The 16,029-nt window shown below is 34.7% G+C and carries 14 protein-coding genes and 1 pseudogene; 9 read left to right on the forward strand and 6 right to left on the reverse strand.

Annotation, left to right across the window (positions count from 1 at the left end; genetic code table 11):
• Positions 1–38 precede the first annotated feature (38 nt).
• Entirely contained in the window at positions 39–1,844 is a 1,806-nt protein-coding gene (locus tag KDN24_RS23850) for a TniQ family protein (RefSeq protein WP_409973348.1), read from the forward strand.
• Positions 1,845–2,080: 236 nt separating this feature from the next.
• Here KDN24_RS23850 and KDN24_RS23855 read toward each other — a convergent pair whose 3' ends face one another.
• Positions 2,081–3,103 (reverse strand): DUF4179 domain-containing protein, encoded by a 1,023-nt coding sequence (locus KDN24_RS23855; RefSeq protein ID WP_409973347.1) that lies wholly within the window; start codon positions 3,101–3,103, stop codon positions 2,081–2,083.
• Positions 3,100–3,618 carry an RNA polymerase sigma factor gene (locus KDN24_RS23860; protein WP_409973346.1) on the reverse strand — a complete coding sequence of 173 codons (519 nt, stop codon included), beginning with the start codon at positions 3,616–3,618 and terminating at the stop codon, positions 3,100–3,102. The genes KDN24_RS23855 and KDN24_RS23860 overlap by 4 nt, the downstream gene beginning before the upstream one ends.
• A 260-nt stretch (positions 3,619–3,878) precedes the next feature.
• Here KDN24_RS23860 and KDN24_RS23865 point away from each other — a divergent pair, with 260 nt between their 5' ends.
• The 8 genes and pseudogenes from KDN24_RS23865 (at position 3,879) to KDN24_RS23900 (ending at position 10,232) form a co-directional block, all read left to right on the forward strand.
• Positions 3,879–4,430, forward strand: a complete 552-nt coding sequence (locus tag KDN24_RS23865) for an RNA polymerase sigma factor (protein WP_409973345.1) — start codon at positions 3,879–3,881, stop codon at positions 4,428–4,430.
• Entirely contained in the window at positions 4,423–5,181 is a 759-nt protein-coding gene (locus KDN24_RS23870) for a hypothetical protein (protein WP_409973344.1), read from the forward strand. The genes KDN24_RS23865 and KDN24_RS23870 overlap by 8 nt, the downstream gene beginning before the upstream one ends.
• 1 nt (position 5,182) lies before the next feature.
• Positions 5,183–6,058, forward strand: coding sequence for an ABC transporter ATP-binding protein (locus KDN24_RS23875; RefSeq protein ID WP_409973343.1), 876 nt, complete (start codon positions 5,183–5,185; stop codon positions 6,056–6,058).
• A gap of 5 nt (positions 6,059–6,063) precedes the next feature.
• Complete coding sequence (locus KDN24_RS23880; protein ID WP_409973342.1) at positions 6,064–7,326, forward strand: hypothetical protein; 1,263 nt, start codon at positions 6,064–6,066, stop codon at positions 7,324–7,326.
• A gap of 11 nt (positions 7,327–7,337) precedes the next feature.
• Entirely contained in the window at positions 7,338–8,480 is a 1,143-nt protein-coding gene (locus KDN24_RS23885; protein WP_409973341.1) for a hypothetical protein, read from the forward strand.
• A gap of 462 nt (positions 8,481–8,942) precedes the next feature.
• Positions 8,943–9,092: pseudogene (locus tag KDN24_RS23890) on the forward strand (helix-turn-helix domain-containing protein); the annotation flags it as partial.
• A gap of 340 nt (positions 9,093–9,432) precedes the next feature.
• A complete protein-coding gene (locus tag KDN24_RS23895; protein ID WP_409973340.1) occupies positions 9,433–9,642 on the forward strand; it encodes a hypothetical protein in 210 nt (69 codons plus the stop codon).
• 152 nt (positions 9,643–9,794) lie between these two features.
• On the forward strand, positions 9,795–10,232 hold the full coding sequence (locus tag KDN24_RS23900) for a GNAT family N-acetyltransferase (protein WP_491348198.1): 438 nt from the start codon (positions 9,795–9,797) through the stop codon (positions 10,230–10,232).
• Positions 10,233–10,600: 368 nt separating this feature from the next.
• Here the strand turns inward: KDN24_RS23900 and KDN24_RS23905 are convergent, their stop codons facing one another.
• Genes KDN24_RS23905 through KDN24_RS23920 form a run of 4 tightly spaced genes read right to left on the reverse strand, consistent with a single transcriptional unit; the run spans position 10,601 to position 15,134 of the window.
• The gene (locus KDN24_RS23905; RefSeq protein ID WP_409973338.1) at positions 10,601–11,623 is read right to left on the reverse strand and encodes a sensor histidine kinase; all 1,023 of its coding nucleotides are present in this window, start codon (positions 11,621–11,623) and stop codon (positions 10,601–10,603) included.
• Positions 11,620–12,315 (reverse strand): response regulator transcription factor, encoded by a 696-nt coding sequence (locus KDN24_RS23910; protein WP_409973337.1) that lies wholly within the window; start codon positions 12,313–12,315, stop codon positions 11,620–11,622. The genes KDN24_RS23905 and KDN24_RS23910 overlap by 4 nt, the downstream gene beginning before the upstream one ends.
• Complete coding sequence (locus KDN24_RS23915) at positions 12,308–14,362, reverse strand: FtsX-like permease family protein (RefSeq protein ID WP_409973336.1); 2,055 nt, start codon at positions 14,360–14,362, stop codon at positions 12,308–12,310. Before KDN24_RS23915 ends, KDN24_RS23910 begins: the two co-directional genes overlap by 8 nt.
• Complete coding sequence (locus KDN24_RS23920) at positions 14,352–15,134, reverse strand: ABC transporter ATP-binding protein (protein WP_409973335.1); 783 nt, start codon at positions 15,132–15,134, stop codon at positions 14,352–14,354. The genes KDN24_RS23915 and KDN24_RS23920 overlap by 11 nt, the downstream gene beginning before the upstream one ends.
• Between the last annotated feature and the right edge of the window lie 895 nt (positions 15,135–16,029).

Below are 16,029 nucleotides of genomic sequence, written 5' to 3' on the forward strand. Positions count from 1 at the left end.
CAATAAGGTAAAAATAGATAGAAAACTAAGGTGATAATATGTTGCTATTTTTTCTAAAACCTTATACTCAGGAAACACTATTAAGTTTTATTTACAGAGTTGCTAAAGAACATGAGATGACTAACTTAGATTGGATATTTGAGCTTATTCTTAGGGAATTATCAATTAATCTTAAGCCCGAAGAGGTCAATTGGTTAAAAGGAGATGAACTAAAATCTGTCGCCAAATTTCTTGGAATAACTTTTGAAGAAGCTAAGAATTTAACGGTATGTAATTATTTTGAGAGATTTCATATAGATGTTCACAGTGAGTCAAAAAACACAGTGTTTCTATATAAGAAAACTCGTTTCTGTCCATTGTGCCTTAAAGATGGGGTTTACCAAAGGAAGTCTTGGATAAGTCGCCATTCCATTTTATGTTTGGATCATAATGTAATTTTAGTTGATTCTTGTAATACTTGCAAGAATATTCAGAATTCAAAGTCTGTTGTGCAAGATAAATGTCAATATTGTAACAACAAACTTTCAAATTCTCCTTTTAAAGAGAAATTCCCTTATAGTTTTATCGAATACCAACAGGTTTTGAACCAAATCCTCGAACAAAATAGTTTGCTATTATCTCATCCCTGGATAGAGGATCCTGGAACATATGTACAGACTTTAGATTACTTAGCCCTTTGGATAGCAAAGATGATTCCTGAAGATGATATTTCATTACCGGAATATGGTATGTACTTTAGCAAAAAGGTTCTTGAAAGAAATCATTTGAAAAATTATCGTTCAATAGAACAAGCAGCTAGTTTGTATAATTTTGTTTATAAAATAATTAATAATTGGCCTTCTGAATTTTATAAATTTTTAAGGAGAGCAGAAAAACATAATGACGATTCCTATAAGAGTTTTGTTAAGTATGGAATTAAAAGAATTATTAATACACCTTTATGGCCAATTTCTATGTCCTTTACAAACTACCTTGCAAAAGAAAAATCTAATTTACCTGGGAATCAATATGTAAGGTCGGATGAGATTAAATTCTTATTTCAAAATTTCAATGGAGGGATTATTAATTCTTCTCAAGTTAAATCAAAAAAAATAAGTATCTTCAATTCCGAAATTAATGTTATTGATAAAGATGAATTGGAAGATTTTATGAACCAGTTTGAAAATAGTTACACTAAAGAAGAATTAAGGTCATTGTGGGGAACAAGTTCAAAATCTACTTTTGCAATTTTGAACGATGAACTGATAGATGGGGCCTTTTGCTTCAAAACAGATAGCGCATATAACTGGGTCATCCCTAAGTCTTCTATACTCATATTCGAGAAAAGATTAAAAAAATTATCTACTACAAACATAAGTACACCCATTTCATTAAATCATGCAGCTGAATGGATTGGGCCGGATAAAGCACATTTGCTAATTAGGAAAATGTTAAATAGCACTCTTAAATTTGTATATAATCATAATATCTCTGATGCCCTACTTGATAAAAAGGATATCTATTATCAAATTAAAGAAGAAATTATTAAACTTAGCAAAAAATCAAAAGTAATTTCATATAGAGATGCAACGTTTATACTAGGGGTTAAACAATCGGATATTCAATACTGGGTGGATAATAACCGATTTGGAAAGGTAAATTGTAATGTTAATCGTGGCATACCAATCCAGAACTTTCTGGATTTTCATGAGAGATTTATTACTACATTAGAACTTGCATTCAAACTTAATATCCAAATAAAACAGGTTAATAAGAGATATGCTATAGGTAAACTGATTTCTATATCAGGCCCCCAATTTAATGATGGAAAACGACTATTGTTCTTAAGAAGCCATTTTGAATAACCCGGAATTCAAACAATAAAAAATCCTATATCCTTGATTAGTCCACAATACACAATAAGGAAGATACTCACCATTCCACGAACTGTTGTTCCCACCATCCTCCAAACTATGGAATGGGGATGTTTTCATGATTCACCCAACCTTTAATTAATAATAAATACAGCAAGTCCACTGTCATTTCAATTGACAGTGGACTACTTATAGTAAAATAATTTCTTTTAAATGCTCCGCACAATTTACTCTTTCTTTACTAATTTTAATTCTTCATAGCCCTTCACCTTTAATGAAAGTGATTGCTGCTCATTCCATACACTGTAAGGGAAAACTAGGTTAATTACTGTTTGTTGCTCTTTTTCTAATCGCTCAACATGTGCATTCTTTACATAGTATGCTTCCCCCTTACTATTTACTATTGCTGTTTCAAATAGAGGATGACTGTTATCTTCATTTAGACCATCGATTGTGTAGCTCACTTGCATCGATCCGTTTGTCACAATCGCCTGTTGTAAGGTTAAACCAGGAACGGTATTTGCTGCTGTATACACTTGTTGCACAACGTTTGTAGTTGTTAAATCAAAAGCCCATTTACCATCAACCGATGTAATACTGCCATCGTTATTAACAAGATGTACAGCTTCAACAATTAATTGAGCCCCTTCTAAAGAGGGAACCGTTGCTGTTGTAGCCCCTGCAATATAGGATAATGTGGCACTATTATTATTCACATTTGTCAATTGTAATTCTGCACTATCAAAAAGCCCTGGTCCTGCGATTTCCTTTGTATCCGATACCGCAGCATCGATTTCTTGTCCAGTTGCATCAAAAAGTCGATATTCAATGGTCATGCCGTTTAAATCGTCTTCCACGATATGCTTAGAATCAATTGTAAATTGTAAGCCTAAACGAAAAGCGTCTGCAAAGAAATTATCTAAAGTAATCGTCATATTTTCAGATGTCTGTGTTTGCGCAATAGAATGTAAATCACCATTTTCCATCGCTGTTTCTAAACCGGAATCATTTATGCCTAAAAATGCTTGTAACTTCGCTAACGCTGTATCGTTCGTTAATAAGACAGCCGAGCTTAATGCAAGTACTGCAACCGCAGCTGATACTGGTTTTAGCCATGATTTTTTTGCTTTTTTCTTGGGTCGCTGACGAATTTGTTCGTATGATTGGTCAAAAGCAAAACGAATTGAAGTAGGTAATTCTTGCTCCTTATTCATATCCTCGCGTACTAAGTCATCCATATTGCGCTTCATATTAAATTAGCTCCTTCCAAATAAAACGTATTTTTTAATTGTTTTTTGGCCCTTGAAATACGTGATTTTATGGTGCCTTCGGATTCATGTAGAAATTCACTAATTTCCTTCGTCGTAAAGCCGTTTACATAATAAAGCGTTAATGCAATCCGGTGGTTATCATCTAAACTATTTAGTGCATCATCTAGCTCCAACGACAAAAAATCTTGATGGGATAAATTATTAAGAACCGTTTCATCCATTGCAGCTAATGGTTTATTTTTTTTCATAAAGCGGTAGCAATTGTTCAATAAAATCCGACATATCCACGTATTAAAATACTGTCCCTTTTTCAACGTTGCGATTTTTTCAAAGGCGAGCATAACGGTTTCTTGCAATAAATCCGCAATGTCCTCATCCTTTAAACCTAGTCGCTTTGCTGTGCGATACAAAATAAGTTCATATTGCTGAATAAGCTGTATAAACGCTTCGTCATCTCCTCTCTGCGCTTTTTTCACTAAAATGTCATTCTCCATTGTCAGCACCTCTCTTTTCCATACATACCGTTAGAGCATTTGAAAGGATGTTTAGTTGCATAAAATTTAATATTTTTATTATGTCATTTTCTAATCTCGAAAACGATCGTTTTTGTTACGGTGGTACATAAATAATTCTTTCTTATAATCAAAAGTTTTTTCTTAAAATTTTTTTAAAAATAACCCAAACTATTTTTAAACTTATTACGGATATACTTATAGGGTGGTAATCATCATGGAAGAAGCAAGATGGTGGAAATATGGATAATGAAGAGCGTTGGGTTAGAAAAATAAAACGAAACGCAAGTGATACTTCAGCGAATGAACTTGTCTCGAAATATTACAAAGAGATGTATGCCTTTGTGTATAAGCAAACACTCGATTCGGAATTGTCGTTAGATCTTACACAGGAAATTTTTATTAGTGTTTTAAAGTCAATCAATAATTACGATAGTAAAAAGTCAGCTTTTCGAACTTGGCTTTACAAGTTGGCGTCTAATCGGCTTGTTGATTATTACAGGTCGAGGAGCTATAAAGATACACAGCGAGTAGAACCAATCGAAGATTACGAATTTGAAGACAAACATGATATGTCCATTTCACTTGAACACAAAGAAGACTTTGAAAAGGTTACTGCTCTTGTCAACGAACTTGATGCAATGTCTCAGCAGATTGTTCGATTAAAACTATTCGGGGAATACACATTTGACGAAATTGCGGCAATTGAAATGATTCCAGAGTCAACAGTGAAAACAAAATACTATGCCGCATTGAAACGAATTAGAAAAGGAATGGAGGTTCATCATGGATAAAGAAAAATTTAATATTCCCATGCCGGATGAGCGAACAATACAGAATCAAATCCAAGCAATTGTTGCTGCTGGTGTAAAACCAAAGGAGTCATTTTTTTCTTATTTAAAGTCTATGTATCAACAAGTCGGCATCAAACATTTATTTTCAGACCGTTCTGAACTTATGTTCATTCTTTTTACTACGTTCACCGTGCTTAGTATCTTTTTTGTTAGCCCTGAACCAGAGCGTATCCAGGTTGATAATATGTACTCTTTTATTTTTTTGATTTCACCTGTATTGTTCATCACTCTATCGATATACACCTATTCAAATAAAGTCATGTATGCCACATTAGATGTCGAGATGACGTGCAAATATAATGTTTATCAGGTTATCGCATTCAGGATGCTGGCATTCAGTGTCATAGCTACTTTGGTTAATTCGCTAACAATATTTTTTATTGTCATGGCGTATGATGATGTTCAATTTTTTAGAGCAATCATGATTTCCATTACAGGATTATTCATTTTTTCCATTGTATTTTTATATACCCTGATGAAAAGACGTTCTACAGTTATCGCTGCTATAACGATCGTTGGATGGATAGTTGGGAATCTGCTTATAAAACTTTTAGATAACAAATTGTACAATGACATTTTGGTCAATTTGCCATTATTTATTTATGTAATCATTCTAATTGGCAGTATAACCTTTTACATTCATTTATTAAAAAGATTGATTCATTTTAAACATACAGAGGGAGCTTTTTAACATGATTATTGTGAAAAACGTTAGTAAACAGTATGGGGATTATATTGCTTTAAATAATATTAATCTAGAATTTACAAATGGAGTATATGGATTGCTAGCACCAAATGGTGCGGGGAAAACCACGCTTATTAAGATGATCGCAACCTTAATTTCCCCCAGTAAAGGTGAAATTCTTTATGCAGGTCAAAATATCTTCAACATGGATGAAGAGTATCGGGCATTGCTTGGCTACCTACCACAGCAATTTGGATTTTATAAAAATTACACACCAAAGCAATATTTATTGTATTTGGCCGCATTAAAAGGAATTGGAAAAAAAGAGGCAATAGAGATTATAACAGAGCTGATGGAGAAGGTGGCATTAACCGATGTTACGAATAAAAAAATGCGGAAATTTTCTGGAGGAATGATACAGCGTGTCGGAATTGCCCAAGCACTTTTAAATGATCCAAAAATTCTTATTCTTGACGAGCCTACTGCTGGACTAGATCCAAAGGAACGTGCAAGATTTCGTCATTTGCTCTCAGAACTTGCACGGGACAGGCTAGTTATTATTTCAACACATATTGTATCGGACATCGAATCAATCGCAAATGAAGTGATTATGATAAAAAATCAGCAAATCCTCTATAAAGAATCGGTTGGAAAAATTTGTGATTCCCTTGAAGGGTATGTTTATGAAACAGCGATCAGTTTTGAACAATTGGATGGGTTCAGACAACAATATGTCATTCTTTCGGAAAGGCAAGAAAGGGGCAATATGAGCGTTCGCTTTATTCATAAAGGTGAAAAGGCGGCAAATTGGCAATCAGTAGCCCCTAATTTAGAAGATGTATTTCTCTATGAATATCGTGATGAAATACAGGGGGAAGAGTAAGGAAAATGAGAATTATTTTTTACGAGTGTAAAAAAGCATTTACATCGCCCATCCTCATTGCACTAATCCTTATATTTATGTCTTTCAATATCTTTGTAATTTTTAGTAATGCAGATTTAAAAGAGGAATTGACAGTTGCCAATGAACTAGCTAAAACATATGGAATTAAAATAACCGATGAAACCTTACAAAAAGTTAAAAAGGACCTGCGAAAAGATATTGCGGAGTTAAATCAAATTACGGGAAAACACACTAATCGGCATTTCAACAGTGTTAATGAATTCTTAGGTAGCTTACATTATAAAGACCATAGTCTATACAGCGAAAAGGAATGGGCTATGTTCAATAAATTGCAGTTAAAAGAAATGTATTTAAATACGGCAGAAACCATTGACAGTGAATATAAGAATATAGACTGGAAACAAATCGCCAATGCTGGAACTGAGATGTATGGATTGAGTGGGAGTGCTGAAGTTACTTTGCAAAATGAATATGGTAAGCTTTCAAAGCGTTTCGAAGAAATGAAAGAAAATGGAAAACATAAAGAATGGTTTTTCATGGGAGATCAGTATAAGATGCACAGCTTTTTGTTCAGAACTATATTCGGACAGCTGATATTTGAATCAATAATTTTAATTGTGTTGGCAACTGCCTTAATAACCAATTTTGAATTTGAAAATAAAACCCATCTAGTCACTTATCCCACCAAAAGAGGGCGACATTTAATGAAAGATAAGCTGGTCGCTTCCATGCTAGTAACAACGGGGATTACAGCATTATTGATATTGATCACTCTTAGCACCTATTTTTCAGTATTTGATTACTCATATTTATGGGGTAGTTCAATAAGCAGTGCGTTGAACTGGGAATATACGTTTCCGTATGTGGCATGGTGGAATTTATCGTTTTTAACCTTCCTTATTGGGGGCATTCTACTTGTCTATGTGTGTATGCTTCTGTTTTCAATCATTGCTTTTTCTATTTCCACTATTGTGAAAAATAGTTATTTCACCTTCTTTATTTTTGCTGTTTTTTTCGCAATAGCTTTCATAGTGCCGGGCTATATGCCCACATCGTCAAAAATGGTTATCACTTCCGCATATACCCTATCGACACTTGTCATGAATCCACATATGTTTTTTATGGGAAATGCCGGGCTGACTATGGACAAATATTATGAACTAATTACAGTGGTCGTGTGGACTTTGATCTCTATGATCTTGTGTTTTTATTGTCTAAGAAGATTTAACAAACAGGAAATTCATTAAGGAGAAAATTTATGCAAATTTTATTACATGAAATCAAGAAGATACTCACGTGGAAAATGCTTATTTTACTTATTTTTGTCAATTGGATTGTCTACTTTCTTTTTATTGAGTATGACGTTAATTACTTTGCTAATGGAAAAAAGGATTCCTATCGTATAGGGATTGAAATGGTTAATAAGTATGGGATAGATATGGAAGAGAAGGATTTTTTGGATTTTAAAAAGGTTTATAATGAGGAAGTAGAAAAAGCGAATCGTTATTTGCAGTCAAAAAAAGCATTTGTGGATGCAGGAATGGGAACGTATGAGAATTTTAGAAATAATTATGATCCAAATAATAAGGAGCAGGATGCACTTCATAATAAGGTCTTTTTCGAGGATAAAGTTAAAGTGTTTTGGGAACTTCAAGAGCGTGAACGGTTGATAGAACATTTTGAGGATAAAGAAGTCCTTATGGCAAATGAAAGGAAATATGCAAAGGATCACCAACAAATTCGATATGATGAATTAATAGCATCCGGGTATTATCCAGTGTATACAGGAGTAGCCATAGAGAACTTTGAACGATTTATTAAGAACGTAGCTATTGCCATTATTTTAAGCGTAGTGCTTCTTTTATCACCAATCTTTATCAAGGATCGTTATAGACGGGTGCGAGATTTACAATATACAACAAGAAAAGGACGGATTCTATATAAGACAAAGACTGTGGCGGGACTGATTTCCGCCTTTATGGTAATGACTACCTTACTCATAATCTATTTTGGCCTTTATTCTTTACACCATATATCCATATCCGTGTTTTTTAAAGTGCCAGTTCATATGTTTAATGGGCTTACGTACTGGTATGATCCGACGTTTTTTCAGTATATTTTGCTTACAGTCATAGCTGTGTACATTCTAGGATTTGTTTTCTCACTATTAGCGATGTCCTTCTCAAGCATTATGCCAAATTATATATCTCTAATCGGTATTCAAATCCCATTTGTAATGGCTATGCTCATTTTTGGATTAACCTATTTGCTTTGGCATATCATCAGTATTAGGATGCCCCAATGGATCGTTCCAACTTCATATAGTGTGATAGTTGTATTAAGTGCAATTTTTTATGCACTTTTATGGAAATCGGAGAAAAGAAAGGACATTGTTTTATAGGTGTATCATGAAGAAAAGCCTGGTAGTAAATAAAATTATGGAAGGTATAAGTCCTATCTTATTCTATTAAATGGCTCTATTTATTGAAAAATTATATTTTAAAATGTTACCCCTATCTAAAAGATGGGGGATTTGTTTTGGTTAAATTACTTAACCAACTTATTGTAATCTTGACATTTCCTTATTGCGGGTGATAACAGCTTCGCTGGTACTACCCCTAGTAATAAAGAAAAATTTTTATTCAATTTCATTTTGTATCCCCCAATATTTGAATTGAATGTTGTCTTGTATAGGGGCATTTTAAATTGGACTGTTCATTAAATTTTTACTCCATTCATATTTCGGATAAATTTGGGGGATTAGATTTATCACAGAATTTTATCATCATTAAATATTTATATGAATTTTAGCACAATTAAAACACCTAATAACAATTTATTTTTAAATTACCTTACGCTACCCCGATTAAAGAAATATCACAAAAATCATGCAGGAATGAATTATGCAGTAAAGCTATATAAAGAAGGAGGTATGACTGTAAATCAAATTTGTGAAATTACAAAGGTATCAAGGGCTTCATTATATAGAAAGCTATCGGAAGGGAACAAATAATCATTCCGTATCCCATTAAAGGGCCAGATTGTTGAGGATGTAATTTAGCATTAATAGTGGGGAACCGTACCATAAGTAAATGAGGTTTTTTTGGAATGTAAAAATAAAATCAAATATGATACATAGAATAATAAATTTTATATCTTCCTGGTATGGGTACTTACACTTATAAAATTTTCAGTTGCGTCTGCAGCTTTTTTTATGGATTCCCTAACGTTGTAAATCCGCATTTTCCTGACGCTACCCCGACTAGAGCCTATTCTAGAAACTTTGAAGAATGGTACAACTCATCATTTAGCCGGGAAAAAAGGCCGCGAATATATTGGAGAGGAACGCACTCATGAGAAATAAGCATATTAGAAATACCGAAGGTGTAAAAAAGCATGCCCAGATGAAAAGCCAGGAGACGGCTCAAAAAGTAGACCAGGCTATTCAACGCCTTATCAAGACGAAGGCTAAAAATAACCGAATTAAAAAACTTGAAGAAGAAAATAAACGTCTTAAGGAGGAATTATTGAAATTACGTGGAATGATCTACGATCAAATTTGAGAATAAAAACTTTACTATTTTACTGGTATTTCTGATTATGTTAATGGTGTTAGTGCAAGAAGAATTCAAGTAGATCATAATCTTTTGAAGATAGTTATTGGAAAGTTATGATAAGCTGAGTAAAAAAAGAGTTTAAAGGACTGATTCAATTAATGGATATTAGAAAACCTAATGATTTTGAACTAAAAAAGGTTTTATCGCTTTCACCACAAGCTGTTTTTGATGGCACATTAGGTGAAGTAAAACCTACGAAAGAAAAAATTGACCAACTTGTTAAACCACTTTTGGAAAAAGGAAGCTATTACTTAATAGCAACAAAAAACGATAAATTAATGGGATGGATTCTTATAGGGACAAGTAAAGACCAATTTACTGATAAAATGAATGGATTTATTTACGAATTATTTGTTATAGAAGAATTTAGAGGGAACGGGATTTCCAAATTGTTAATGAGAGCTGGTATTGACCATCTAAAACAAGATGGATACTCAGAAATCCGTCTAAGTGCATTTGCAGGAAATCAAGCAATTAAATTGTATGAAAAATTGGGATTTAGCATTAGGACTGTCACTATGAGTTTGCAGGTATGAGAAACTAACCTTATATTAGAAACGGCTGCGTTAATTTAAAGCTTGTACGATAAAATAATTAAACTTTTTTAAATCAATACTTACATTAAATACATGTAAATGATGTGAGAACTGTTGATATTCCAATAGTTTTCACATCGAAGTTAAGATAAGCGCTATTTTCTGACGGGACCCCTAAAGAGATAATATATCCAAGTTCATCTCCTCCACAAACTGCCCCTTTACATAAAAAAGAGCGTAATTCTTGAAAAGGAATTGTGCTTTTTCAGTAATCGGGCCATATTATTGAATAACATTCTTCTATAAAAGATTTCCAAACGAGGGTTTGGTGACATTGCTTTTACATCCATTAGATTTCAGAAAAATTTTTAAACCTTTGGGAACAGTAGTTGAATTGTAAAACCACGCTTATATTTTGACTCAACCTCAATTACAATTTGCAAATCGTCACATAATTTTTTCACTAAAAACAACCCCATCCCTGTAGATTGCTTTTGATTGCTAGTATCTCCTGTAAATCCTTTATCAAATATAAATGGCAAATCCGATTGCAAGACGCCTAGTCCATTGTCAGTTACTTTAATGTAATAGCGGTCTTTGGCATGTTCAAAACCTGTTTCTAGCCAAATCAAACTCTCACTATCTACGTTTCGATATTTAATTGCATTTACAAGTAACTGGATCAAAATAAAATGAAGCACTCTTTCATCAGATACAACGGGTATGTCCTTTATCTCCGTATAGACACTTACATGCTGCTCTTCCAATAATGATTGTAGCTCTAGTAATACATCTTCAAAGCATTCCACAATATAGACCTTTTTCAAGCTATAGTCAACATGCACAGCTTGTAGCTTTGCATAAAATAATATGCGTTCTACGTAATCATGAATCGTTATGTTTGCATGATTTAGCCGTTGATAAACCAACGGGGACATTTCATCTTGCCGATTTTGTAAGACAAAATGAAGTAACGAAAGTGGTGTTTTAATTTCATGCACCCAGCTTTCTATAAAAGTTTCATATTCTAATGACTGGTACTTTGCCTCTTGTAATTCATCATGTAGATGACGTAATTGATTAGCCAAATCATGCAGTGGTTCCTTATGTATGTCACCTAAAACTTGAAGCAACTTAGCCTCATGCTCAGCGGAAGGCTCTCTTAAAAATTGATAAAACGTGTTTCTTTGCTTCTGTTGTTTTTTCCATGCAAGGAGCGCTCCTGCCAAAATGCTTATAAGGGTAAAAATGAGCATCGTCAACACTAATAATTTAAATGTCTCTGGATATGCAACCCACGCTAAAAAAATAAAAAACCCGCTATTTGCACATATAAGCAAAATCCATTGACGCGATTGCTGTAGAATATGGAGACAATCTAATCGCCTCATATGGACTCACTCCCTATTAATTGATAGCCAACACCTCTGACCGTTTTAATCTGATGTGACACGCCTACTTTATCCAATGTTTTACGAAGTCTGGTCATGTTTACTTGTAGTATATTTTCGTCCACAAATTCACTACTTCCCCACAATTCATGGAAAAGTTGCTCCTTTTCAACAACCGCCGGTGCATATTGTATTAAAAGCTTCATAATGGTGCCTTCATTTTCAGATAATGAAAGTGAATTGTGACCAATATATATTTCATTCGTCTTCAAATTTAATTGGAAATTTCCCCAATTTAAAAACATCGGCATTTTGGCATATAGTTGTTGTAGCTTTTGTATTCTTGCAATGAGTCTTTTCGGATGACAGGGCTTCGTTAAAAAGTCATCGGCTCCTAATTCTAATGCATGCAACTCATCTCGTATCTGATTACGAGCAGTTAAAATTAGAATCGGACCAATTCCTTTCATTTTTAAAGTACGACAAATTTGAAAACCTGATAAGTTAGGTAAATTTAAATCTAACAATACTAACCCCGGCTTGGCAGCGATGATATCTTCAACAGGTGTATCAAAAGAAGAGATACTCACTACAGAATACCCCTCTTTTTGTAAAATATTTTGTAATTCTTCGCGTAGGAAAATGTCATCCTCTACAATGACAATATTCGCCATGCCATCACCTCTACTCAATTTCTTTTAACTTCCTGATTTCTCCATCACTCTTTCGTTGAATCATTCGTATATAGCCAACTTCAATTACAATAAATAATAGCACCACTAAACCAATGACGATACCATTTTGAAGACTGAAAACAGTTGCCGGCATGGCCGTTAATAAAGACCAAATGCCAAAAATTCCACTAATAAATGCTACCGAAATAGCTAAGATGAAGTATAGCCAAATTTGCTTGCGTGCAGATGTACAAATTGATTCTACATCTGCACCGAGCATCGCTAACGTTTGATAGCGACTACGCGTGCTTCTTTGCTGCATTAAAAAGTTTAAGCCTAGCACCGTATTGGCGATAATTAAAAACATGATACCTAAATAAAACGTTGTATAACTGCCTGCTACCGTATAAAATAACTGTCTGCCCATGCTCGCAAGATAGCTCTCATACTGCAAGCCTGTCGAATTAAGTAATTGATCGACTTCAAGCATCGCCTGCATAAGCCCTTTTTCTTCAATAAACTCGTCTTTTAACGTCATATTCCAAAGCCAAGTTTCCTCAGCGTAAAAATATTGCTCGAATAATGCATCCGGTACAATCAACGAATACATTAACGTAATGGCTCGATCTGCCACAATCTGATCCGAATATAACGTCGGCAATAATGTGTATTCATTTTCCGCTATTTCAACTGTTGGATTTTTTTTCAATGTGTCTTTTAATATATCATAAGGCGCTCCTGTATCGTCACTTGTATACATGGCCACCTCATTATCAGCTAACTGAATCGGCTTCTTTCCAGCTGCCTCAAGCATCGCATTATAGCTCGATAATGAAATAAAATACGGCGTATACTGCATCGATAAGTTGTTTAATAAAATCTCTTTTGGCTCTGAATCGGCTTGACTCGATAATGTTTCTATTAAGCCCGTCCATGCAAAATGATAATTTAATACTGGCTCATCTTCAGGTGTGTAGAAATTATGTAACGCCATCCCATAATAACTATCAACGTAAGGTGCTAGCTCATCGGATTTAATCAAAGGCTTAATTTCATCTTCATTACCATTAAACGTATAATCGACAGTTCGATTAGCTACAGTGCTATTCGTTAACGTTGTCGATGTACCAAAGGCGAAGCAGACCATCGCCATTAAAATTAGTAATGATGATATTGCTAGTGAACTCCATTGATGCAATACATTTTCCTGTAGCTGTCTCGCCGTAAACATCGACAAACCTGTTGAAGAGCTTCCTTTTCGCTTCACATAAACACCAATCACACTTCCTAAGCCACGGAATAAAATAAATGTCCCGTACACACCAACAAGCAAAATCAGCGCAAATACGCGATAATCAAAATTTCGTAAATATAAAATCGCCATGCCGTAAGCGATGCATAAAAAAATCGTCCCGAATAATAAAGCCGCTCCAGACAGTAAGCTCACGGCGCCCCATTTAGGCGTCATTGTACTTTGCGATTTTTCCTTATCCTCATGAAGTAATTCAATCGGCTCTTTTCGACTCATCGTAAAGCTTAAAATAAGCATGGCTAGCAGTTGCACAAGGAAGAAGCCACAAATCGTCAAGCTAATGCCTGTCCATGAAATACGGAATGCATGACCTATAATCCCCATGCCAACTAAACGTGATGTGGTTAAATTTATAAGCTCTGTTAAAAACAATGAAATCGGCAGACCAATACATAGGGCCACAATGCCATTCCAAATCGTTTCGCCCATAATCATTAGAAACAATCTACTTTGCTTCATCCCCATCATTAAATACAAGCCGAACTCATGACTGCGCTGCTGCAGCTGGTAGCGATTTGCAAAATACACGAGGAAGAACACGAACACTAATGAAACTGCATAAAGCACTGGAATTAGTAACAACAATCGCTCTACTGCATCGCTTTCAATCGTATTCAAATACAGCATCACATCTTGCTCACCTAATGACAAGATCACATAAAACGCCACAATAGATACGATAAGCGATGCAAAATACACACCGTTTTCCTTCCGCGTTTTGCGGCTATTACGCTTCACAAAATCAAAGAACATTACTACTACCTCCAGCAAGCTGCGCCATCACCATAACGATTCGCTCATAAAATGCCTCCTGCGATTCGCCCGGTACATTTCTACGCAGTTCATGGAAAATAACACCGTCTTGGATAAACAAAATTCTTGAGCAGTAGCTAGCCGCATTCGCATCATGCGTCACCATTAAAATAGTAGATGCCTGTTGTTGATTATGTTCAGACAGCTTCTCCATTAAAATCTTGGCGTTTTTAGTATCTAACGCACCAGTCGGCTCATCCGCTAACACAATGCTAGGATTTGAAATAAGCGCTCTCGCTGCTGCAACCCGTTGCTTTTGCCCGCCAGACAATTGTGACGGAAATTTATTTAACAGTTCTTCTATATCAAATATTTTCGCTAATTGCAGCAACTCTTGTTCCTGTGCCTTTAAATTAATCCCATGAATCGCTAACGGCAACATGATATTTTCTTTCGCCGTTAAATTATCAATCAGTTCAAATTGCTGAAATAAATACCCGATTTGATCGCCTCTATATGCAGCGAGTTGTGATCCTTTGAACGACGAAATATTTTGCCCGTCTAGCAATATTTGGCCTGATGTTGGCTTCAGCATTGTGGCGATTACATTTAGTAGCGTCGTCTTGCCTGAACCACTCGCACCCATAATGCCAAGAAACTCCCCTGGTAAAACATCAAAAGTTACGCCTTTTAATGCCATTGTTTCATTTTGTCCCTCACCAAAAACTTTACGTACTTCTTTCACTTCAAGTAATTTATTCGAAGCATTCATCTGTATAGCCTCCCATTTTTATTCCTAGCAATACCTTACTACAAAAAATCGGGAAATTACTCTTACAGTTGTTGTAAGATTTGAAAGAACTTTATATCTACTTATATCCAAGTTTAGGCGACTTAAAGCAGAAAATGCTTTATAGACGGGGCTAGAAAAGGAGAATCACGTACTTACCGATTACATCTACAATTTAAAATCATAGATGAAATCAGTCAGTTTTATTTGAAACTGTTAATAGTAGGGGCTTTAGTTGAAAAATGATATTCAACAAAACGGGATCATTGTCCCAACCAGCCTGAAACATGCTTATACAAGTAGGGAGTGAACAGTTTTGCTGACGGGATCAAGTCCCACGGGCGCTACGTTCTACTCCGACTACCGCCATAATAAAACCAAATAAAAAAAGTTCAACCAGTAAAAACTGGTTAAACTTATATTACGATCGGGCGCTATTCCAAATATCCAGAAGAAAAAACCATTCACAACTTTATGGATTTTCATGAGAGTTTCATCACTACATTAGAACTTGCATTTAAACTTAATCTCACAGTAAAACAGGTCAATAAGAAATATTCTATAGGTAAGCTGATTTCTGTATCTGGCCCCCAATTTAATGATGGGGAACGACTATTGTTCATAAGAAACCATATTAGTTAATTAATTCATCTAATAGCAACCCAAAATTTATTCACAGTAAGCAAAATGCAAATTAACGTGTCTAGAACAGGTAGAGTTCTTGTATCGTTATAAAAAAAATCCGGAGATGGTTTAATTCTCTATGGTACATGGAATTGAATTCAACAATTAAAATATCAAGGGGGAAGGGAAACTATTAATGGAATTTAGGAACAACCAAAAAGCAGAAAACAAAGTGAACCCTGATTGGACTATT

It is taken from the genome of Cytobacillus sp. Bva_UNVM-123, assembly GCF_046351715.2.
Classification (GTDB): Bacteria; Bacillota; Bacilli; order Bacillales; family Cytobacillaceae; genus Cytobacillus.

What these genes read in the sequence shown, in the direction of transcription:
- KDN24_RS23880 (WP_409973342.1), top strand. Translation starts at nt 6,064, where the DNA reads ATGAGAATTATTTTTTACGAGTGTAAAAAAGCATTTACATCGCCCATC.
- KDN24_RS23915 (WP_409973336.1), bottom strand. Translation starts at nt 14,362, where the DNA reads ATGTTCTTTGATTTTGTGAAGCGTAATAGCCGCAAAACGCGGAAGGAA.
- KDN24_RS23905 (WP_409973338.1), bottom strand. Translation starts at nt 11,623, where the DNA reads ATGAGGCGATTAGATTGTCTCCATATTCTACAGCAATCGCGTCAATGG.
- KDN24_RS23870 (WP_409973344.1), top strand. Translation starts at nt 4,423, where the DNA reads ATGGATAAAGAAAAATTTAATATTCCCATGCCGGATGAGCGAACAATA.
- KDN24_RS23865 (WP_409973345.1), top strand. Translation starts at nt 3,879, where the DNA reads ATGGATAATGAAGAGCGTTGGGTTAGAAAAATAAAACGAAACGCAAGT.
- KDN24_RS23855 (WP_409973347.1), bottom strand. Translation starts at nt 3,103, where the DNA reads ATGAAGCGCAATATGGATGACTTAGTACGCGAGGATATGAATAAGGAG.
- KDN24_RS23920 (WP_409973335.1), bottom strand. Translation starts at nt 15,134, where the DNA reads ATGAATGCTTCGAATAAATTACTTGAAGTGAAAGAAGTACGTAAAGTT.
- KDN24_RS23900 (WP_491348198.1), top strand. Translation starts at nt 9,795, where the DNA reads ATGGATATTAGAAAACCTAATGATTTTGAACTAAAAAAGGTTTTATCG.
- KDN24_RS23875 (WP_409973343.1), top strand. Translation starts at nt 5,183, where the DNA reads ATGATTATTGTGAAAAACGTTAGTAAACAGTATGGGGATTATATTGCT.
- KDN24_RS23885 (WP_409973341.1), top strand. Translation starts at nt 7,338, where the DNA reads ATGCAAATTTTATTACATGAAATCAAGAAGATACTCACGTGGAAAATG.
- KDN24_RS23860 (WP_409973346.1), bottom strand. Translation starts at nt 3,618, where the DNA reads ATGGAGAATGACATTTTAGTGAAAAAAGCGCAGAGAGGAGATGACGAA.
- KDN24_RS23895 (WP_409973340.1), top strand. Translation starts at nt 9,433, where the DNA reads ATGAGAAATAAGCATATTAGAAATACCGAAGGTGTAAAAAAGCATGCC.
- KDN24_RS23850 (WP_409973348.1), top strand. Translation starts at nt 39, where the DNA reads ATGTTGCTATTTTTTCTAAAACCTTATACTCAGGAAACACTATTAAGT.